The 20,854-nt window shown below is 56.1% G+C and carries 18 protein-coding genes and 1 riboswitch; of the genes, 14 read left to right on the forward strand and 4 right to left on the reverse strand.

The annotated features are described in order from the left end of the window. Positions 1 to 522 precede the first annotated feature (522 nt). From N7578_RS09465 to N7578_RS09475, 3 genes are all read left to right on the forward strand, one after another. Positions 523 to 1,422, forward strand: a complete 900-nt coding sequence (locus N7578_RS09465; protein WP_311110107.1) for a DMT family transporter — start codon at positions 523 to 525, stop codon at positions 1,420 to 1,422. Between the two features lie 93 nt (positions 1,423 to 1,515). Further along, a complete protein-coding gene (locus tag N7578_RS09470; RefSeq protein WP_311110108.1) occupies positions 1,516 to 2,520 on the forward strand; it encodes an ROK family protein in 1,005 nt (334 codons plus the stop codon). A 64-nt stretch (positions 2,521 to 2,584) separates the two neighbouring features. Continuing rightward, entirely contained in the window at positions 2,585 to 4,336 is a 1,752-nt protein-coding gene (locus tag N7578_RS09475; RefSeq protein WP_311110109.1) for a GH116 family glycosyl hydrolase, read from the forward strand. Between the two features lie 52 nt (positions 4,337 to 4,388). Here N7578_RS09475 and nagB read toward each other — a convergent pair whose 3' ends face one another. Together nagB and N7578_RS09485 are read right to left on the reverse strand one after the other, a co-directional pair. Continuing rightward, the gene (gene nagB / locus N7578_RS09480) at positions 4,389 to 5,135 is read right to left on the reverse strand and encodes a glucosamine-6-phosphate deaminase (RefSeq protein WP_311110110.1); all 747 of its coding nucleotides are present in this window, start codon (positions 5,133 to 5,135) and stop codon (positions 4,389 to 4,391) included. Positions 5,136 to 5,142: 7 nt separating this feature from the next. Next, the gene (locus N7578_RS09485; RefSeq protein WP_311110111.1) at positions 5,143 to 6,282 is read right to left on the reverse strand and encodes a sn-glycerol-3-phosphate ABC transporter ATP-binding protein UgpC; all 1,140 of its coding nucleotides are present in this window, start codon (positions 6,280 to 6,282) and stop codon (positions 5,143 to 5,145) included. A 326-nt stretch (positions 6,283 to 6,608) separates the two neighbouring features. On the opposite strand from N7578_RS09485, the gene N7578_RS09490 reads away from it, so the two are divergent. The 3 genes from N7578_RS09490 to N7578_RS09500 are packed head-to-tail and all read left to right on the forward strand — an operon-like array spanning position 6,609 to position 9,612. Next, on the forward strand, positions 6,609 to 7,850 hold the full coding sequence (locus tag N7578_RS09490; RefSeq protein WP_311110112.1) for an extracellular solute-binding protein: 1,242 nt from the start codon (positions 6,609 to 6,611) through the stop codon (positions 7,848 to 7,850). Then, positions 7,847 to 8,797, forward strand: a complete 951-nt coding sequence (locus N7578_RS09495; protein WP_311110113.1) for a sugar ABC transporter permease — start codon at positions 7,847 to 7,849, stop codon at positions 8,795 to 8,797. Before N7578_RS09490 ends, N7578_RS09495 begins: the two co-directional genes overlap by 4 nt. After that, positions 8,794 to 9,612 carry a carbohydrate ABC transporter permease gene (locus N7578_RS09500; RefSeq protein WP_311110114.1) on the forward strand — a complete coding sequence of 273 codons (819 nt, stop codon included), beginning with the start codon at positions 8,794 to 8,796 and terminating at the stop codon, positions 9,610 to 9,612. The genes N7578_RS09495 and N7578_RS09500 overlap by 4 nt, the downstream gene beginning before the upstream one ends. A 127-nt stretch (positions 9,613 to 9,739) precedes the next feature. On the opposite strand, the gene N7578_RS09505 is transcribed toward N7578_RS09500, so the two are convergent. Both N7578_RS09505 and N7578_RS09510 read right to left on the reverse strand, forming a co-directional pair. After that, entirely contained in the window at positions 9,740 to 10,936 is a 1,197-nt protein-coding gene (locus N7578_RS09505; protein ID WP_311110115.1) for an ROK family transcriptional regulator, read from the reverse strand. 367 nt (positions 10,937 to 11,303) lie between these two features. After that, positions 11,304 to 12,536 carry an ROK family transcriptional regulator gene (locus tag N7578_RS09510; protein ID WP_311110116.1) on the reverse strand — a complete coding sequence of 411 codons (1,233 nt, stop codon included), beginning with the start codon at positions 12,534 to 12,536 and terminating at the stop codon, positions 11,304 to 11,306. A 266-nt stretch (positions 12,537 to 12,802) separates the two neighbouring features. Here N7578_RS09510 and N7578_RS09515 point away from each other — a divergent pair, with 266 nt between their 5' ends. From N7578_RS09515 to nrdF, 8 genes are all read left to right on the forward strand, one after another. Continuing rightward, entirely contained in the window at positions 12,803 to 13,825 is a 1,023-nt protein-coding gene (locus tag N7578_RS09515) for a sugar ABC transporter substrate-binding protein (protein ID WP_311110117.1), read from the forward strand. Positions 13,826 to 13,951: 126 nt separating this feature from the next. Then, positions 13,952 to 15,034 carry an ABC transporter permease gene (locus N7578_RS09520; RefSeq protein WP_311110118.1) on the forward strand — a complete coding sequence of 361 codons (1,083 nt, stop codon included), beginning with the start codon at positions 13,952 to 13,954 and terminating at the stop codon, positions 15,032 to 15,034. Then, positions 15,034 to 15,816, forward strand: coding sequence for an ATP-binding cassette domain-containing protein (locus N7578_RS09525; protein ID WP_311110119.1), 783 nt, complete (start codon positions 15,034 to 15,036; stop codon positions 15,814 to 15,816). The genes N7578_RS09520 and N7578_RS09525 overlap by 1 nt, the downstream gene beginning before the upstream one ends. Continuing rightward, complete coding sequence (locus N7578_RS09530; RefSeq protein ID WP_311110120.1) at positions 15,813 to 16,442, forward strand: nucleoside triphosphate hydrolase; 630 nt, start codon at positions 15,813 to 15,815, stop codon at positions 16,440 to 16,442. The genes N7578_RS09525 and N7578_RS09530 overlap by 4 nt, the downstream gene beginning before the upstream one ends. A gap of 136 nt (positions 16,443 to 16,578) precedes the next feature. Then, a riboswitch (cobalamin riboswitch) is annotated at positions 16,579 to 16,800 on the forward strand. A 251-nt stretch (positions 16,801 to 17,051) separates the two neighbouring features. After that, positions 17,052 to 17,273 carry a glutaredoxin-like protein NrdH gene (gene nrdH, locus N7578_RS09535; RefSeq protein WP_311110121.1) on the forward strand — a complete coding sequence of 74 codons (222 nt, stop codon included), beginning with the start codon at positions 17,052 to 17,054 and terminating at the stop codon, positions 17,271 to 17,273. An 11-nt stretch (positions 17,274 to 17,284) separates the two neighbouring features. After that, positions 17,285 to 17,683 (forward strand): class Ib ribonucleoside-diphosphate reductase assembly flavoprotein NrdI, encoded by a 399-nt coding sequence (nrdI, locus tag N7578_RS09540; protein ID WP_311110122.1) that lies wholly within the window; start codon positions 17,285 to 17,287, stop codon positions 17,681 to 17,683. Further along, positions 17,671 to 19,836 carry a class 1b ribonucleoside-diphosphate reductase subunit alpha gene (gene nrdE / locus N7578_RS09545; protein WP_311110123.1) on the forward strand — a complete coding sequence of 722 codons (2,166 nt, stop codon included), beginning with the start codon at positions 17,671 to 17,673 and terminating at the stop codon, positions 19,834 to 19,836. Before nrdI ends, nrdE begins: the two co-directional genes overlap by 13 nt. 17 nt (positions 19,837 to 19,853) lie before the next feature. After that, entirely contained in the window at positions 19,854 to 20,828 is a 975-nt protein-coding gene (gene nrdF / locus N7578_RS09550) for a class 1b ribonucleoside-diphosphate reductase subunit beta (RefSeq protein ID WP_311110124.1), read from the forward strand. The last annotated feature ends 26 nt before the right edge of the window (positions 20,829 to 20,854 follow it).

Genomic DNA, 20,854 nt, shown 5'->3' on the forward strand with positions numbered 1-20,854 from the left:
TAACTGAAAGCTCCTCCGCATACGCGTCGAGGAGCTTTTGGCGTTCCTGCGCAGTGTCAAGTTCGAACGCATGCAATCCGTGTCGCGCACCATATGCGAAAGTTCGCCTGACCACCGCGATCTCGGCCAACCGCGACAAAGCCAAAAAGACGTTCGAGTGCAGCAGAACGGAGCCGACCTGCTACCCTCAACGCCCTAAGCAAAATGAATTTGAAGCTCGTCAACGCAAGCCGATACATGGCTGTTTCCAGCAGAGCGTATTCCAGACTGCGTGGCACGCCTGTCGATAAAGGCGCGTCCCCGGTGGAACGTCCTCATCTCATTGGTAGAGCACACGGACGGACCCGGCATCGTGACCGACATGTCACACTTATTTTGGCCATGCTCGTCATCCAAATAATTATAGTTCGTCACGGTGACGAATAATAATGTCTGTGATAGAGGTCGCCTATGTTCTCCCGCAAGCAAGGTGGCAAAATGAGTTCCGGTTCATTGTCTGGAAGCACAACATGGAAAACGCGAATGAAAGCGCGAGCAGTGGAGACTGGTGACAATAAGGCTAAGGCGACCGTGATGATGCTGATTGCGGTATCCCTCTTTGCCGGTCTTGACAGTACCGCGAAGCTAAGCGGTCAGGATGTGCCGGCCATCGAGGTTGTCTGGTTCCGTTTCATGGTCCACTTCATTCTCGTGTCAGTCATACTCAATCCATGGCGCACACCGGGAGCCTGGCGTACGTCGGCACCCAAGCTACAGCTGGCGCGCGCAGCGGTGCAGATTATCTGCACTGGCCTCAATTTCCTCGCTCTCAGTTACCTGCAGATCGCCCAGACCTTATCTATCCAGTTCATGGGGCCAATATTCGTGACGCTGCTATCCGTTTTCTTCCTTGGCGAAGTGGTTGGCCGCTATAGATGGAGCGCGATCTTCATAAGTTTCATCGGCGTGCTCATTATCACACGGCCTGGTGTCGGAGAATTCAATCCCGCGTTCGGTATCATCATTCTGTCTGTGTTGATCGGGGCGAGTTACAGCATCATGACGCGGCGTCTTGCGACGACGGAATCGTCGGGAAGCATGTTGCTCATCATGGCTGCTTTGCCAGCTATCATTCTGACACCGGTGATGCCGTTTGTTTGGGTCTGGCCAACGGATGCATCCGTCTGGCTGGCTCTTGTCGGCACGGGCGTTTTCGGCGCTGTCAGCCACTATTTCTATATTCAGGCGCATCGTTATGCGCAGGCGTCGTTTCTGGCGCCCTTGCAGTACTTTCAGTTCCTTGCCGTCCTGTTGCTTGGTTTTTTCGTTTTTGGCGACGTGCCGACAATATGGACCTTGATTGGAACGCTGGTGCTGATCGGCTCGGGTCTGTTCATATGGCACCGCGAACGAAAACTTACCCACGCGGGAAAGTCTGCCTGACTACAAAAGATCGCCCAAAAGCAGGCGCTTGACACGTCACGGGCAACTCCATAATAATTCGTCAGCATACCGAACAAATAAAGGAATGAATCTGTGTCCAGTCCGGCGAGGTTTTCGGGTGACGGTGCTGTTGTCGGAGACGAACGAAATAATTCCCTTGATGAGGCTTCATGCAATTATGTCGTCGGTGTCGACCTCGGCGGTACCAAAATTCTCGCCGGTATCGCGAACGCCGAAGGGCAGATACTCGCTTCGCTGGAGGAACCTACCCGGCATGGCGAGGATGCGCCCGTTCTGGAGCAGATGGCCGCAATGGTGGGCAACCTGCTTGCCAAAGTCGGCGGAACCGATGACAGACTTCTGGGGCTTGTCATTGGCATTCCGAGTGTTGTCGATCCCGTCAGCGGGCTAGCATCCTTGTCCCCAAATCTGGCGCTTCCTTCCGACAGGTCTCTTGTCGATCTGATGTCGGCCCGTATTTCTTGCCCCGTCGCGGTGGAAAACGACGTCAATCTTGCAGCCTATGCCGAAGCGAAATCCGGTGCGGGGCGCAAGGAGAGGTCGCTGGCCTTCGTTTCGTTCGGCACAGGCGTCGGCATGGGATTGGTGCTCAATGGCGAGCTGTGGCGCGGCGAATTCGGTAGGGCAGGCGAAATCGGCTTCATGCCCGTCGGCGCTGTCCCGCACGGGGCTGCACCCCTTTCGGAAAACGGATTGTTCGAGGATGCGGTTGGAAGCCGCGCCATTCGTGAGCGCTTTGTCGGGGATGGCGGCACGGTTGTCGACCTTTTCTCGGCTGCCAGATCCGGCAACGGCAAGGCGCTTGACGCACTGGACGAGATCGCCCGCTCCGCTTCGATCGGACTTGCGGCGATCCATGCGCTTTTCGATCCCGCCGTGACGGTGGTCGGTGGCGGTATCGGTAGCCAGCAGGAATTTTATCAACGCCTCGTACACCATCTGAAGCCGCTTCTGCCGTTCGACTGCAGGCTTGAGATAAGCCATTTCGGAACAACGGCCGGAATGGTTGGTGCAATCATGCTGGCAGCGGAAAATGCGGGCGGCGCATTCCGGCCGCTTCGCATTCCGGCAGAGTGAGTTTCTGGCGGATCGACAAGTATCTGATTAGCGGCATGGTCTGGCTGTGCCACAGGAGAGCGACATGGAACAGGTAAGGCCGATTGCAAACGCCCGCGTGGATGGTCTTGTTGAAAGCGAAGAGGCTCTGCAGTTCGCATTCATGGCGCCACGTCTTCAGGGAGATTTCCTTCCCGAAGGCCGGCTTGAGCTTTCCCTCTGGGGATGCGGACGGATGGCGAACATCTTCCTTGACCGTTGGGATGGCCCATTCGTTTACGCACCCAACAGGATGACGACGCACGAGCGTGGCCTTTACGTCGCTCAGTCGGCTCCTGTCCTCGTCCTGCTTGGCGCGTCGGTGAAGTCGGTGCGACCGGCAACGCGCTGCGCGTGGTGGGGGACACTTACGAAGCCGCAAAAGATCACGCGGAAGGGTATACGGCGGATCGCGACAACCCCATGGGGCACTACGATAGTCGAGGAACGAGGCGATGGTGTCGTCGTGGTCGCAGCTGGCGCGAGCCTTGATGAGGCGGAGCGTGGTGCTGCGTTTTCCGTCGAGGCAATTATCGGCGAGAGCAACGCCTATGTCGAACGTTGCGATATTCTGAATTCGGCGCCCGCCTTGATGCGTAGCATGGCAATTCAAAGCGCTCACGCGTCTTTGTCTAGTATTCGCAGAGCGGAGGATGGTTCCTTCCTGGGATTGGCCGCCGGACAGGCTTACAGCGCGCCCACCCGTACCTATTATCGTGACGGCTACTGGACGCTACAGGCACTGCTTCATCTCGATCCCGAAGCTGTTCGTGATCAGATCGGGCTGCTTGCAAAGGGAATCCAGCCGGATGGAGAGGCGCCAAGCGGCGTTATTCTCACGGGTCCGGCGCAGGGGCAGGAGTGGGAGAAATTTCGTACCACTGCTCCGGAATACAAGATGGAGCATCTGCGTCCGACCGATTGGTGGAGCGATCACTTCGATAGTCCGCTGTTCTTCATTCTCACCATTGGCGACTACGTTCGCACTGTGGGTGATGGCGCCATTCTCGGCCAGCATTGGGTGACGGTAGAGACGATATTCCGGCGTTATCTCGGCTTCATCAAGAATGATAACGGCCTGCCGCAGAAGCCACGGCATGATCGCGACTGGGCCGACAATGTTTACCGGCATGGCTATGTATCATACGACATCGGCCTCTGGATCGGCGCTCTCGACGTGATTGCGGAACTCGGCGCGGAGTTCGATGCGAAGGTGGCCGAAGAGGCAGCTCGTGTTGCGGCTGTCGCCAGAGCCTCCCTGGATGAGGCGCTTCTCACGCCGGGCGGCTGGTACGCGGACTATGGTACGAAGCAGGATTTTCTCGAGGACCATTTGACGCTCGACAGCCTGACACTGCTGAGGTTCGACGCCGTGTCAAAAGATCGGGCAAAAGAAGTGCTCGGCCATGTCTGCGCATTGCTGGAAACCCGGAACAATGCGGAGCAGCCCTATGGAGACTGGGGTGTCATGTGCGCATGGCCGCCATTCAAACGGGTTGCGGATACGCGTGCGAAGTCGGCTTTCGCCTACCGCTATCATAATGGTTCGGATTGGCCGTACCTTTCCGGTCTTTATGCGGAACAGCGCCTGAAATTCGAGCTCGACGGCTGGGATTATCCGATGACGCGTTGGTGGAAGACCAGCCTGGAGAATGGCTGGATCGGTTCCGTCGAGTATTTTGCTCCACCTTTCGGTAGGGGCTCCCTGCTTCAGGGGTGGACCGGCATGTCGGCTGCGGCCATTCTCGAGTACCGGCCTCAGATCGAGGCCGCGATAGCATCCGGAAAAGTCGCATAGTGAAAAGGCCAGCTTTGAACTGGCCTTTTTGTTTCGGTTGTCGCCGTTAATTTCAAGCGGCCGATTTCAGCCTGGCTGCCGCCGTGTCCAGTACCCATTTCACATTGCAGTGTTCGAGCAGGGCTGATGCAGGGCATGCGGGATCAAAGTTTCCATTCGTTGCATGGAATACCGCGTCGGCTTTGCCCGAACCAGTTGCCAGAACGACAATCTGCCGAGCTGCGAGGATTGTTCCAATGCCCATGGTGACGGCGTATGCGGGCACCGGACGATCGGTAAAGAAGCGCGCGTTCGCCTCCAGCGTCTCCGCATGCAGTTCAACGAGTCTTGTCCGGCTGTCTTTCGCCGAACCTGGCTCATTGAAGCCAATATGCCCATTTCGCCCTATTCCAAGTAATTGCAGGTCAATTCCGCCGGCTTCCTCAATTTTCCGTTCGTAGACTTCACCGATCACATCGGTTTGGTCCTGTAGAGCGTCAGGGAGAAATGTTCTGCTTTTGTCGATGTCGACATGATCGAAGAACAGATTGTTCATCGTACTCCGATACGAGCCTGGATGCTCTGCCGGAAGTCCCACGTATTCATCGAGATTGAATGTCGTGCACCGGGCGAAACTGACGTCGCCGCGTCTGTAGGCGGCAACAAGATGTCCATAGACCGGCTCCATCGTGGCACCGGTGGCAAGGCCGAGCACAGGCTCGGCTATATCCCGGATTGTCGCCAGAATGAGGTCAGCTACGGTTTGAGCCGCCGCATTTTCCGTCGAGAAGGTCAGGCGCTGGGAAGACGATACAAGCATGATCCGCTCATTTGTCCGTCTGAGCAATCAGGCTGCCATCAGGGCGGCGTTTTGCAAATGAAAGACCGCTTGCCTCATGGAAAAGGTGGAGACGCGATGGTTCCACGCCAAACGTGATCGTGTCGTTTTCCGAAACCGGCACGTGGTCTGGAAGGTGCACAACCGTCGCCGTTTCGTTGCCTTCCACCTTGCCGTAGACATAGGTTTCGGTTCCGACGCTTTCCGCATAGCTCGCCCTGAACTTCACCGCGAGATGCTTGTCGGACGGTTGTTGCAGAAGGTGAAAATGGTTCGGGCGAATCCCAAGAACAATGGCCTCACCAAGTGTTGCCGTCGATGCATCGACAGGTACTGATAGCTCCCCGAAACCCTCAACGGTGACGGATACCTTTTCGGTCGCGATATGTGTGATTTTGCCGCTGTAGAAATTCATCTGCGGTGAGCCGATAAAGCCTGCGACAAATTTATTGGCCGGGAACTCGAAGAGTTCCAATGGTGCGCCGAACTGTTCGAGATTGCCGCCGTTCAGGACGGCGATACGATCCGCCATCGTCATCGCTTCGATCTGATCGTGCGTCACGTAAATCATCGTGGCGCCAAGCCGCTTGTGCAGGCGGCTGATTTCGCCGCGAGTTTGCACACGCAACGCCGCATCAAGGTTGGAAAGCGGCTCGTCGAACAGAAATATTTTCGGGTCTCTGACGATTGCGCGGCCAATGGCGACACGCTGGCGCTGCCCACCCGAAAGCTGTTTGGGGCGGCGTTCGAGCAAGGGCTCTATCGCGAGCATCCTTGCTGCTTCAGCCACCTTTCCGTCAATTTCAGCCTTGCTCAGCGAGAGGTTTTCAAGCCCGAACGACAGGTTCTTCCTGACTGTCATATGCGGGTAGAGTGCGTAGGACTGGAAAACCATTGCGATGCCGCGATCGCCTGGCGGAAGTTTCGTTACGTCCTCGTCGCCGATGAGGATCTGCCCGTTGGTCGTGGTTTCAAGACCCGCTATGATGCGCAGAAGCGTCGACTTCCCGCAGCCGGACGGTCCGACAAGAACGACGAATTCGCCATTCTTTACGGCAAGATCGATTCCGTGGAGAATGGGGTGCGTTCCATATTGTTTGACCACGCTCTGGAGCGTAAGACCTGCCATCGTCTATTTCCTTCGTTCCGCCATTGTTCGTCGCCTGCGGCTTGTCCGGCAACATTGCTTGATCTCACTCTGCGCGTTTCGTTATAGTTCGTCAAGGTGCCGAACATAATTTCGGTGCGCACCTGATTGCTATTTAAATCGGCTGATTTATGCGGCTCGTCTCCTAAAGATTGCTTGACTCGACGTCTGTCTCGTATTTAATTCGTCTTGGTAACGAACAAATTGGATCGATATTGAATTCCTCCGGGGCCAATGGCCGCGAACGTTCAGTGGAACACTATTAAGGACCGCGACAACAACGTCCGGACCAAAAAAAGGGGAACGCGATGAATATTCTCAAATTGATGAGCGGTGCGGCTTTGGCTGTGTGCATGACAGTTTCAATGGCCTCCGGCGCGGAACTCAAGCTTCTGTGGTATGTTGAAGACGATGCGCAGGAAACGGTCATCCGCAACCTTCTCGATCAGTATACGGCGGAACATTCCGGTACGACGTTCGATCTGCAGATTACGCCATACAGCGGCATGATCCAGAAATTCCAGCAGTTTGCCGCCTCCGGTATCATGCCGGATGTTTCGTTGACGTCCTCAATGGAGCCGGTGATCCGGCCTTTCCTTGCAGATTTTGGTCAGGAAATCGGGCCGGACTGGATCAATGACTTCGTCAAGGGGTGGGCGGATGGTGCACGTTTTGATGGCAAGGTCATCGCGGCCCCTCTGAACGTGACGTCGACCGGCATTTTCTTCAATGTCGATGCGTTTCAGAAGGCCGGGATAGAGATACCTGCACAGGACAAGAGCTGGACGTGGGAGGAATTCCTTCCGAAGGTCAAGGAAGTCGCTGAAAAGTCGGGCACCCGTTACCCGCTCGTATGGGATGTATCGGCCAGCCGCTGGATCGTGCATCAGTTCCAGTACGGAAACCATATCTTCTCCGAGCAGGAACCGGTGAAGGTCGTCATGGACGAAGCGAAGTGGACAAAGTCTCTCGATGACTTCATCACCCTGACAAAAGAAGCGATGCCTCCGGGGCTCTGGTCCGGCGCAAGTTCTGATAACCCCAAGGAACTCTTCATGGCTGGCCAGGCTGTGGCATATATGTCCGGTAGCTGGCAGATTCCTGCTCTTGCGAGCAGCGCTGGCTTCAATTGGCAGGCAGGGCCAACGCCTTACGGCACTGTTCGCTCCTCCATTTACGGTGGCGATTATCTGGTCGCCTTCAACACCAGCCCCAACCTCAAGGAAGCCGTCGAGTTCATCAAGTGGATGACGGGTCCCAACACCCAGGCCGAGTTCGCCAAGCAGATGGGCGTCATTCCGGCCAATATGAAGTCGGAAAAGGTTGATTACGGCAACGCCATGGCGTCCGATGCCGTCAAAATCATGCAGGGTGAACTGGACGGCAGCCCGGTTTATGCGGCGACCGATCAGGCATGGCCGCAGATGCAGGCCGTATGGGGGCCGATCAAGAATGCGGTAACGCAGGCTGTCGCCGGCCAGATTACCTCTGCCGAAGCCGTTGCCCAGATCAAGAAGGCTGCCGACGCGGCTGTCGAGGCCGCGCAGTGAGTGAGATCGCCTCTTCTCCAATGACGACAACGGCCGCAAGGCCGTTGTTTCCCGCGCGTGTCTCCACCATTCTGCGTGGGTTCTGGCCCTATTTCCTTATGCTGCCGACAATGGCGTTGATCGTTGCATTTACGCTTTATCCGTTGGTGCAAGGGCTCTTCATGTCCCTTTTCAAGCGGGGCGTGGTGGTGTTGCCACAGGTGCCGCAGACCTTGCCGCAATATGTCGGTCTGGATAACTTCGTCCACCTGCTCGACAATGCCGATTTCAAGCTGTCTCTTATCAAGACCGTCGTGTTCGTGGTGATAGCTGTACCGCTAAACATAGCCTTGTCGTTGTCTCTCGCCGTTCTTTTGCAACCGCAGACCAGGTTTTTCGCCTTTGCAAGAACTGTTGTGTTCTTTCCGTCCATGATCAGCCTGTTGATCATCGGCATCACGTGGCGTTGGCTCTTCGGTCTTAATAACGGTCTGGTCAATTACGCGCTGTCGCTGGTCGAGATCGCGCCGATCCCGTGGCTGGAGCAGGATACGATGGCGCAGATCGCTGTGGTCGTTGCCTGGGTATGGTGGCAGGCGGGCGTCAACATGATGATCTTCCTGTCGGGTCTGACAGCCATTTCGCCAGACTACTATGAGGCGGCGTCAATTGACGGCACCACCAAATGGCGCCAGTTCACGCACATCACCCTACCACTTCTACGGCCGACGATGGCGGTGGTCGTCGTTCTCTCCTCCATCGAAGCGTTTAAAGTCTACGAACTTGTCGTTTCTCTGACGGGTGGCGGTCCTGGAAAAGCGACAGTCTACCTGATCCAGACGATTTACGACACGGCTTTCCAGCTGCCCATGCAGGCGGGTGTGGCGGCTGCGCAGTCGGCCGTTCTGTTTATCGTGCTGCTTGCGCTGGCTGTTATCCAGTTGCGCCTTTCAAGGAGCAAATCATGACGAACGCCAATTCTCCAGCCCGGCTCCTGCTTGTAACGCTCGTTCTTGCGGTTTTCCTGTTGCCGCCTGTCTGGCTGTTCATGTCCGCCCTCAAGCCGCAGGCCGAAATATTTCAATGGCCGCCGACGTTGTTTCCTCACACGTTGACGCTTGAAAATTTCATGAACACGATTTCACGTGCGCGATTTCTGACATTCTTCAAGAACTCAGCGATCGTTTCCATCCTGTCGGCGCTGTTGTCCGTTACGATCAGCGTCATGGCCGGATATGCGCTGGCAAAGTTCAGGTTCAAGGGCGACACGGTATTTTTCCTGCTGATCATGTCGTCCCTGATGGTGCCGCTCCAGATCATCATGATCCCGGTGTTTCTGGTTCTGCGCGATCTGGGCCTGTTGGAAACCCTGGCTGGAGTGATTATCGCGCCCGCGGCAACGCCCACCGGCGTGTTCCTGATGCGCCAGTACATCGTCAATATTCCGGATAGCCTTCTGGAAGCAGCGAGGCTCGACAAGACGCCGGAATGGAGAATTCTGTGGCGTATAATCGTGCCGCTATCGCTGCCGGCGATAGGTACACTGCTGGCCTTCAATCTCGTCTGGCGCTGGAACGATTATCTCTGGCCTTTTCTGATCATTACGGATCAGGACCAGTGGACGGTGCAGCTTGCCATCGCCAATTCAATCGGTCGTTTCGGCATCGACTGGCCGAAGCTGTTGTCGATGTCGGTTCTATCCGTGCTGCCCGTGCTTGTTGTTTTCTCTGCGTTGCAGAGACTGATGATGGGTGGGATCATGGCAGGTGCCACGAAGGAATAGGGTGCCGGCCATTTGAGAATGGCCCTGAACATCAGGGCAATGCCCGTAAAATACCCGCGGATGAATGTCATTCGCGGGTATTTTCTTTGACCGGATCTTCAATGAAGTTGAATTGCGCCTGTCGGGTTTAGCCAACGGAGACAGGCAGACGCATCTCGCTCGGCAGGTCCTGCGGCGAAAACAGCGTGTTGTGGAGCTGGTTCAGGGCAATCGCAACCGCGCCAAGCAACGTGGCGCGCGAGGCGAGGGTACTTGCCTCAACGGTGATGTCGCGCTTCGTGCAGCTTGGAAGGGCTTCGTTGATAAAGCGAACCATCAAAGGGTGCCGCCCCACATTGCCGCCCAGAATAATCTTCTGTGGATCGAGTATGGCGTCGACGGAAACTACCAGCAATGCCGCCAGCTGCGCCGTCCGTCTCACGGTTTCAAGCGCCTTGTCCTCTCCGCTTTCAGCGCGTTCCAGAACATCGCGCACTGTCAGTTTTTCATCGTGAGAGCCATAGTTTTCGATGATACCTCTTGCGCTGATGGCACATTCGAGCGCACCACGCTCCAGACTCTCGGGATCATAAGGGTCTGTGCCGAACGGGAGATAGGAAATCTCGCCAGCAGCTCCTTTTGCACCACGCAGGAGCTTGCCGTTGACGAGCGTTCCAAGGCCGATGCCCGTACCAAGCGAAACATAGGCAACGGAATCAAGTCCCGTTGCAGTGCCCTTCCAGGTTTCCCCCAGAACCGCTGCATTGACATCGTTTTCCACGATCACGTCGCATCGCAGAATTTCCTGCAATGTTGCCACCACGTCCATGCTGGCAATTTCAGCCATGTTGGGCGCAAGCGACAGCTTGCCGGTTTCCGGATCGATCACGCCAGGGGTGGCAACCGTCGCCAGCAACACCTTGGTGCGAGAAATCCTTGCCTTCTTCAGGCTTGTTTCAATCAGGCCATTGAGTTTCTGAAGAAGATTTTCATCGAGGTGCCCGTCCGAGGTCGTTTCGACCTCCTGTACGATGTTCCCGGCTATGTCGACGATGGCGATGCGGATCATCGTCGCGCCGATATCAATGCCGATGACACATCCCGCGTCGGGGGCTACTTCGTACGTGACGGCGCTTCTGCCGACCTTGCCCGAAACGACCCCCTTGATGCGCACCCAGCCTGATTCCTCAAGGGTACGAATGACTTCGGACATCGTTTGTTTTGAAAGGCCGGTCTGCTTGGCTAGATCTGCTCGGGAGGTCGGTCCCTTGTGGAGAAGGATCTCCATGGCTGCGCGCACAGAAATCTGGCGCAGCATCGGAGGGGTGCTCGTCCAGATATTCATATGTCGTATTCCTCGCTCGGTCGCAGTTTGTTCGGATGCTGATTTATTGATTTATTGTCGCATGATGGCGATATTTTTGCAAATAGTTCGTTAAATTGACGAATTATGATGCGCGCAATCACTACGGCCAAACGCTCAGAATGGATACGCGAGAAAGGTTCGGCAATCAAGATTTGGCCAAGTCGAGCCTGCGGCTGGTCGAAGAGTAAATCTCGTTCACTCTTGTCATTTTTTTGGGATCAGCATGCTTGCTTTTATCCGAGGAAAAAGTCTGGAATTACGAGACGAAGGGACTTTGCCACTGCGATCGTCTTGCTGACCCCGCGACTATCAATGCCGCGCTCGCAAGACCTTTCCCTGGCTGCCTTCAGCCGGTCGTATCCTTGAACAGAACATTCTGGTCAATCAGGTAGCGTGAAAACAGCGGCAGGCTCGCACCGCCGATCGCCCGAGCCTGACTGCCGACCAGCCCCTCGATGATTTCCGGTATCATCACCCCCTGAAGATCGTGCTGATCCAGTGCTGAGCGGGTAGCGGAAACAATCCTTTGACGCACCCAGCCCGGAAATCCGCCGTCGATGATGACGGACGAAAAGTCGATAATCGAAGCCGATGCAATGACCGCCTGTGCCAGAGCTGCTGCGGTATTTCGGATCCAGTTTTCAAGCGGCTCGCCAAAATCGATCCATTCATCCGGCGAGAACCACAGTGGCCTCGGATCCATGCCTTTTTCGCGCAGCATGTTCTCGAGAACGAAGATGGACGCGATTTTCAGAAGCTGGACGGTTTTGCCGTCCTGCCCCTGAACGGGCAGGGGACCGATAGCCCCTGCCGTGCCGGTCCGTCCGGAAAACAGCGCCGAATTCAGCACGACGCCCCCGCCGATGAAAGATCCGATGAAAACATAGAGAAAGTCGGGGTAGTTCTGGCCCGTGCCGAAAACCAGTTCCGCACCGCACGCACTTGTCGCATCATTCTGGAGAAAAACAGGGTAGCTGATCTTTTCTGCTATGTCGGCGCGGATATCGACGTTTCGCCAGCGCTCCATTTCAATCTGCGGAGCGCCGACTTCCTGCGCCCAGTTCCATAGTTCGAAGGGCGCGGCGATACCGACACCGGCGATTTTTTCGAGTTCGGTTGCTGGTAGTTGCGATTCCAGTTCTGCGATTCCCTCGATCACGAAGGGCAGTATCCACTCCGGCATGGGATAGGGATAGGTGCGGTGTAGCTTCAGCCTGATCTGTCCGACGAAATCCATCAGCACGAGATCGACGCTGCGGCGGCCGATCTTGACGCCGAATGACAGGACGGCATCCGGATTGAGGCGCATGGGCGTTGAAGGTTGTCCGACTTTGCCGCGCAGCCGCTCGCCCCGCACCAGAAGACCGTCTTTTTCGAGCGACCGCATGATGACGGAAACGGTCTGAGCGGAAAGCCCGCAGAGCCTCGATATTTCTGCCTTTGACAGGCTGCCATGTCTACGGACGAGCGACATTACGAGCCGCTCGTTGTAGGCCCGAACTCCAACCTGATTGGCGCCGCCGCTCAGGTCGGCAGCGCTGCCCGGAGTTGGCAACGCCGGGTCGACAGACTGTCTCATACAAATTTCCTCCCGCCAGCCGGTTGCACGATACACAACACCTGCTGACCTCCTGGCAAGCCCTATATCGCTGTGTTTTCAACTATGGCGATATTCCTGCCTGCACAAATCCAGAATGCCATATCGAATTAATAATTCAATCGGATTTATTTATTGACAGAAATTGCCTTTAATGGTTCCATTTGCCTCAACGGTTGTCAGTCTCGGAGGAGACGGGATCGTTGGGCTGCCGGAAAGGCGTCCATTTGTTCATTTGGGAGGATTAAATGAAGACCACTGTTTCCGCTCTTCTGGGCGCGCTTGCGCTCGGCGTTTCTTTTGCCTCGGTTGCGTCCGCTGCTGATACCTCGGTATGCCTCATCACCAAAACCGACACGAACCCCTTTTTCGTGAAGATGAAGGAAGGCGCGGCAGCCAAGGCGAAAGAACTTGGCATGACGCTGAAGTCTTACGCGGGCAAGATCGACGGTGACTCCGAAAGCCAGGTCGCTGCCATCGAAACCTGCATTGCCGATGGCGCAAAAGGTATCCTGATTACCGCGTCCGACACCAAGGGTATCGTACCGGCGGTTCAGAAGGCGCGTGATGCCGGTCTTCTGGTGATTGCGCTCGATACGCCGCTTGAGCCGATCGACGCTGCCGACTCGACCTTTGCGACCGACAACCTGCTCGCCGGCGAACTGATCGGCAAATGGGCGGCGGGAACGCTCGGTGATAAGGCGAAGGACGCGAAGATCGCTTTTCTGAACCTCACGCCTGCCCAGCCCTCCGTGGACGTTCTGCGTAACCAGGGCTTCATGAAGGGCTTCGGCATCGACGTGAAGGACATCAACAAGATTGGTGATGAAGACGATGCGCGCATCGTCGGTCACGACGTTACCAATGGCAACGAAGAAGGTGGCCGTGCAGCAATGGAAAACCTGCTGCAGAAAGATCCGAATGTGAACGTCGTTCACACCATCAACGAACCGGCCGCCGCCGGTGCCTATGAGGCGCTGAAGGCAGTCGGTCGTGAAAAGGATGTGCTGATCGTGTCCGTCGATGGCGGTTGCCCGGGCGTCAAGAACGTTGCTGAAGGCGTGATCGGTGCGACATCGCAGCAATACCCGCTGCTGATGGCCTCTCTCGGTGTCGAAGCCGTCAAGAAATTCGCTGACACGGGTGAAAAGCCGAAGCCGACCGAAGGCAAGAACTTCTTCGACACCGGCGTGACGCTGGTGACGGACAAGCCGGTAAGCGGGCTGGACTCCATCGATACCAAGCAGGGTCTCGCCAAGTGCTGGGGTTGATACCCGGGTAATGAAATTCGCAGGGGGCTTTTTTGCCCCCTGTCTGGCCTGCAGCTAAAACCCGCCGCACATATGTTCGGAGGCGCGGGGACCAAAGACAGACGAGCGTGATCGGGAGGAACATTCATGAGCGATCAGCCGGCGCGTGCTCAGCCGCATAATGAATTTGAAAAAGTGCTTTCAGGAAGCTCGACGCAGCTCGCAGCTTTCGATACGCACGATAAGACGCCTCTGGAAAAGCTTCAGCATTTTCTGCATTCCAGCCCGGCGGCGGTGCCGTTGATCGTGCTGGTGATTTCGCTGGTCGTTTTTGGCGCAATTCTTGGCGGCAAGTTCTTTTCCGCCTTTTCGCTGACACTGATCCTGCAGCAGGTGGCCATCGTCGGTATCGTTGGCGCCGCGCAATCGCTGGTCATCCTCACCGCGGGCATCGATCTTTCGGTCGGCGCCATCATGGTCCTGTCTTCGGTGGTCATGGGGCAGTTCGCATTCCGTTATGGCCTGCCGGCGGAACTGGCCATCCTGTGTGGCTTCGCCGTTGGCGCGTTGTGCGGCTTCATCAACGGCCTTCTCGTTTCCAGAATGCGCCTGCCGCCGTTTATCGTGACGCTTGGCATGTGGCAGATCGTTCTGGCCACGAACTTCCTCTATTCCGCCAACGAGACGATCCGCGCTCAGGATATTGCCCAGCAGGCACCGATCCTGCAGTTCTTCGGGCAGAACGTCCGCTTCGGCAATGCCGTGTTCACCTACGGCGTCATCGCCATGGTGCTTCTGGTCGGGCTTCTCTGGTACGTGCTCAATCATACAGCCTGGGGACGCCATCTTTATGCGGTGGGTGATGATCCTGATGCCGCCGAACTGGCGGGTGTGAATGTCAAACGCATGCTTGTCACCGTCTATACCTTGTCGGGCATTATCTGCGCCTTTGCCGGCTGGGCTCTGATCGGCCGCATCGGTTCCGTTTCTCCAACGGCCGGCCAGTTCGCCAATATCGAATCCATCACCGCAGTGGTGATTGGTGGCCTGTCGCTGTTCGGTGGTCGTGGCTCCATCCTCGGCATGCTCTTCGGTGCGCTGATCGTCGGCGTGTTCTCGCTCGGTCTTCGCCTCATCGGAACCGACCCGCAATGGACCTATCTGTTGATCGGTGTCCTTATCATCTTGGCTGTCGCAATCGACCAGTGGATCAGAAAGGTAGCAGGCTGATGGCACAAGAACCCATTCTCACTGCACGCAATCTCGTCAAGCGTTACGGTCGCGTGACCGCTCTGGATCAGGCCGATTTCGACCTCTATCCGGGTGAAATCCTTGCGGTCATCGGCGATAACGGGGCGGGAAAATCGTCGCTGATTAAGGCGATTTCCGGTGCGATCACGCCGGACGAGGGAGAGATACAGCTGGAGGGCAGACCCGTCCATTTTCGCTCGCCGATCGAGGCGCGCAAGGCTGGCATTGAAACGGTCTACCAGAACCTCGCGCTGTCTCCGGCGCTTTCCATAGCCGATAATATGTTCTTGGGTCGCGAAATCCGCAAACCTGGTATCCGGGGCCGGGTTTTCCGCTCTCTGGATCGCCCGGCAATGGAAAAGTTTGCCCGTGACAAGCTCTCCGAACTGGGCCTGATGACGATCCAGAACATCAATCAGGCGGTGGAAACATTGTCGGGTGGTCAACGGCAGGGCGTTGCGGTGGCGCGTGCGGCCGCCTTCGGCTCCAAGGTCGTCATTCTCGATGAGCCGACGGCGGCTCTTGGTGTCAAGGAAAGCCGGCGTGTGCTGGAGCTTATTCTGGACGTGCGCTCCAGGGGACTTCCGATCGTGCTGATTTCCCACAACATGCCGCATGTGTTCGAAGTCGCGGACCGCATCCACATCCATCGCCTCGGAAAGCGGCTCTGCGTCATCAACCCGAAGGACTACTCGATGTCAGATGCCGTGGCCTTCATGACCGGTGCAAAAGAGCCGCCTCGGGAAACCCTTGCCGCATGACATTGAAGCTTGAAACGATCGTTGAGAACGTTCTCCAGCGAGCCGGGGACAGCCCCCGCTTCATCGTTGCCATTGCCGGTCCCCCTGGGGCCGGCAAATCGACTCTGGCTGATGCACTTCTGGATGCCCTGATTGCAAAAGGGGAAACTGCCGCCGTTCTGCCCATGGATGGCTTTCACATGGATAACGGCATTCTGGAAGCGCGCGGACTTCTGCCCAGAAAAGGCGCGCCTGAAACCTTCGATGTTCGCGGGTTTCTGGATATCGTTTCCGCTGTTCGCAAGGGTGGCGAAGAAGTTCTGGTGCCCGTCTTTGATCGTGAACGAGAAATTGCCATCGCCTCCGCCCGCGCCATATCGCCCGAAACGCGTTTCATTCTGGCGGAAGGCAATTATCTGCTTCTCGATGAAGAGCCATGGACGAGGTTGAGCGCCAGCTTCGATCTGACAATTTTCGTCGGTCCCGCGGTAGACGTGCTTGAGCGGCGCCTTCGCGACAGGTGGGTAGGGTATGGCCTCAGCCAAGCGCAGATATCCGACAAGCTTTTCGGCAACGATCTGCCAAACGGACGACGAGTAATCGAAAACGCGCGGCCTGCGGATATCCACATCGATATCTGGGAATAGGTATATAATTTTAGCGGGACAAAAAGGCCTTTGTAATTAGCCTTTTTAAGATTTTGTTGACCATGCGGTGAGTCTTTTTGAAGCACCGGTTGGCGCTTTGTTGTATCTACACGTTGACGCTGAAATTTCATCATATACTATATGTGGTGTTCAAGGTTCTTCCGATTCGCAAGAGTTGGAGGCTAAGACGGGAATTCGGTGCGTAAAGCCATGATGGCGGATCAAACCCGAAGCTGCCCCCGCAACTGTAAGCGGTGAGCATCGTTCCAATATGGTCCACTGGGGTTTTCCCTGGGAAGGGCGGGAGCGATGTGTAGACACGCGAGCCAGGAGACCTGCCTCGAGCAAAAACGTCCACGGGCGGGGTGTCCGGAAGGAGGGTGTCTGGTGCAAATGAATTGCGCTCGCCGTTTTTCCTGCGTCCCGTCGAAAAAGCTTCGGGGTGAAGTCATGCCATCGCATTTTTATCAGATCCTGCGCTCTTCGGCGTAGGCAATAATCGTTCGCGGCTCGTCCGCTCCAATTCATCAATGAACCCCTTGTTACCCGAGTGCCAAGCGCTTCGGGACCGTTTGGCTGCGCGCGCGAGCAGCTCTGAGAGAGAAAATCATGACCGTCACCGTTTACAGCAAACCCGCCTGCGTACAGTGCACCGCCACCTATCGTGCTCTCGACCGCATTGGCGTTGCTTACGAAATCGTCGACATTTCGGAGGATGCGGATGCGCTCGACCATGTCAGAGGGCTTGGTTACATGCAGGTTCCGGTCGTGATTGCGGGTGAGCGGCACTGGGCCGGTTTCCGTCCCGACATGATCAGCGCGATTTCCTGAAGACGCAGACGATGGGACTGATCGTCTATTATTCCAGCCGATCCGAAAACACCCATCGCTTCGTTCAGAAACTGGGTGGCCGCACGCTTCGACTTCCCCTTGGGGTGGATGACGAAACTATCCGTGTATCGGAACCCTATGTGCTGATGACGCCCACCTATGGGGGAGGCGGCACCAAAGGCGCGGTGCCGAAACCCGTTATCCGCTTTCTGAACGATCCAGCCAATCGAACCCTCATCCGCGGCGTCATTGCCGCGGGAAACACCAATTTTGGCGCGGCCTTCGCTTCCGCAGGAGAGATCGTGTCGCGCAAATGCGCGGTGCCGTTTCTCTATCGTTTCGAGCTTCTCGGCACGGAAGAGGATGTCGCCAACGTCACTCATGGATTGGAACGATTTTGGATACGCTGACCTCGACCGCTCTTCGCGACAAGGGAGCAAAACCAGTGGATGCGGCGCTGGATTACCATGCGCTGAATGCAATGCTGAACCTCTATGACGAGCAGGGTAAAATCCAGCTTGACAAGGACAGGCTGGCGGCACGGCAATATTTTCTCCAGCACGTCAATCAGAACACCGTCTTTTTCCATAACCTGCGGGAAAAGCTCGATTATCTGATCACCGAGGGATATTACGAACAGGAAGTTCTCGATCAATATTCATTCAACTTCGTTCGCGATCTCTTCGATCATGCCTATGGCAAGAAGTTCCGTTTCCCGACCTTTCTCGGTGCCTTCAAATATTACACCTCCTATACGCTGAAGACTTTTGACGGGAAGCGTTATCTGGAGCGATATGAAGACCGTGTTTGCATGGTGGCGCTGGCGCTCGCCGAGGGCAGTGAGCAGCTTGCCCGCGATCTCGTTGATGAGATCATCTCCGGACGCTTTCAGCCTGCGACCCCGACCTTTCTCAATGCCGGAAAGAAACAGCGCGGCGAACTCGTCTCGTGTTTTCTGCTGCGGATCGAAGACAATATGGAGAGCATCGGCCGGGGGATCAATTCGGCCCTGCAGCTTTCCAAGCGCGGTGGCGGTGTCGCGTTGTCATTGACCAATATCCGTGAAGCCGGCGCGCCGATCAAGCAGATCGAAAACCAGTCTTCCGGCGTCATTCCGGTCATGAAGCTTCTTGAGGACAGCTTCTCCTACGCCAACCAGCTTGGCGCGCGGCAAGGTGCGGGTGCGGTCTATCTGCACGCCCATCATCCGGATATCATGCGCTTTCTCGACACCAAGCGCGAAAACGCCGACGAGAAGATCCGCATCAAGACGCTGTCGCTTGGCGTCGTCATCCCCGACATCACCTTCGAACTGGCGAAGAACAACGAGGATATGTACCTCTTTTCGCCCTACGACGTGGAGCGGGTTTACGGCGTACCGTTCACGGAGATTTCCGTCAGCGAAAAATACCACGAGATGGTCGCCGACAGCCGCATTCGTAAGAAAAAGATCAAGGCGCGCGAGTTCTTTCAGGTCATCGCCGAAATTCAGTTCGAAAGCGGTTACCCCTATATCATGTTCGAAGACACGGTGAACCGTGCCAACCCGATTGCGGGCCGTATCAGCATGAGCAACCTCTGCTCGGAAATTCTTCAGGTCAGCGATGCGAGCACTTTCAACGCCGATCTTTCCTATGCGCATATGGGCAAGGATATTTCCTGCAATCTCGGTTCGCTCAACATCGCAGCGGCGATGGATTCGGCAGACTTTGGAAAAACCATCGAGACATCGATCCGCGCCCTGACCGCCGTGTCCGATATGAGCCACATTTCGTCTGTTCCGTCCGTTGAGAAAGGCAATGACGAGAGCCATGCCATCGGCCTTGGTCAGATGAACCTGCATGGATATCTGGCCCGCGAACGGATCTTTTACGGCTCCGAAGAAGGCATCGATTTCACCAACATCTATTTCTACACGGTCACCTATCACGCCATTCGTGCCAGCAACCGGTTGGCCGTGGAAAGGGGCCAGAGCTTCAAGGGCTTCGAAAACTCGAAATACGCTTCCGGCGACTATTTTGATAAATATATCGAGCGGTCGTGGAAGCCGCAGACCGAGAAGGTGCAGGGTCTTTTCGACAAGGCCGGTATCGCCATTCCGTCACAGGAAGACTGGCAGGCGCTGAAGGAGGCCGTCATGGCGTCCGGTCTTTACAACCAGAACCTTCAGGCCGTACCGCCGACGGGATCTATCTCCTATATCAACCACTCCACCTCCTCCATTCATCCGATTGTCTCGAAGATCGAGATCCGCAAGGAAGGCAAGATCGGCCGCGTTTATTATCCGGCTGCCTATCTGTCTGATGATAATCTCGAATATTATCAGGACGCCTATGAGATCGGTCCTGAAAAGATCATCGATACCTATGCGGCGGCTACGCAGCACGTCGATCAGGGGCTTTCGCTGACACTGTTCTTCCGTGATACCGCGACGACACGCGATATCAACCGGGCGCAGATCTATGCCTGGAAGAAGGGTATCAAGACCATTTACTACATCCGCCTGCGCCAGATGGCGCTGTCCGGCACGGAAGTGCAGGGCTGCGTTTCGTGCACGCTGTAAACGGGAAGACAAAGACGATGAACATGCACATGAAAACCGCCTCCCGCCAGCGCGCCATCAACTGGAACCGTATCGAAGATGACAAGGATCTTGAGGTTTGGAACCGTCTGACCTCGAATTTCTGGTTGCCGGAAAAGGTGCCGCTCTCCAACGATATCCCCTCGTGGGGAACGTTGAGGCCGGAAGAGCAGAAACTCACCATCCGCGTTTTTACCGGGCTGACCCTGCTGGACACGATCCAGAATGGTGTCGGTGCCGTACGCCTGATGGAAGATGCGGTCACACAGCATGAAGAGGCCGTACTCTCCAATATTTCCTTTATGGAGGCGGTTCATGCGCGCTCCTATTCCTCGATCTTTTCGACGTTGTGCCTGACACCTGACGTCGATGACGCCTATCGCTGGTCGGAGGAAAACGAGTTCCTGCAGCGCAAGTCATCGCTCATCATGCGGGAATATGACAGTGGCAATCCGCTGAAGAAGAAGGTCGCCAGCGTCTTTCTTGAAAGCTTCCTGTTCTATTCCGGCTTTTACCTGCCGATGTTCTGGTCGAGCCGCGCAAAGCTCACCAACACCGCGGACCTGATCCGCCTCATCATTCGCGATGAGGCCGTGCACGGCTATTACATCGGTTACAAGTTCCAGCGTGCGCTGGAGAAGCTCAGCGAAGCGGAACGTCAGGAGATCAAGGATTTCGCCTTCGATCTGCTGCTCGAACTCTACGACAATGAGGCGAAGTACACCGAGGATCTCTACGATGGCGTCGGGCTGACCGAGGACGTCAAGAAGTTCCTGCATTACAACGCCAACAAGGCCTTGATGAATCTGGGTTACGAGGCGCTTTTCCCGGCAGAGGCCTGCAAGGTCAATCCGGCCATCCTGTCGGCGCTCTCACCGAATGCCGATGAAAACCATGACTTCTTCTCCGGCTCCGGTTCGTCCTATGTCATCGGCAAGGCCGTGGCGACGGAAGACGAAGACTGGGATTTCTGAGGTAGCAGCAGGACATGTGACCCCGC

It is taken from the genome of Agrobacterium tumefaciens, from assembly GCF_031801495.1.
Taxonomy (GTDB): domain Bacteria; phylum Pseudomonadota; class Alphaproteobacteria; order Rhizobiales; family Rhizobiaceae; genus Agrobacterium; species Agrobacterium tumefaciens_K.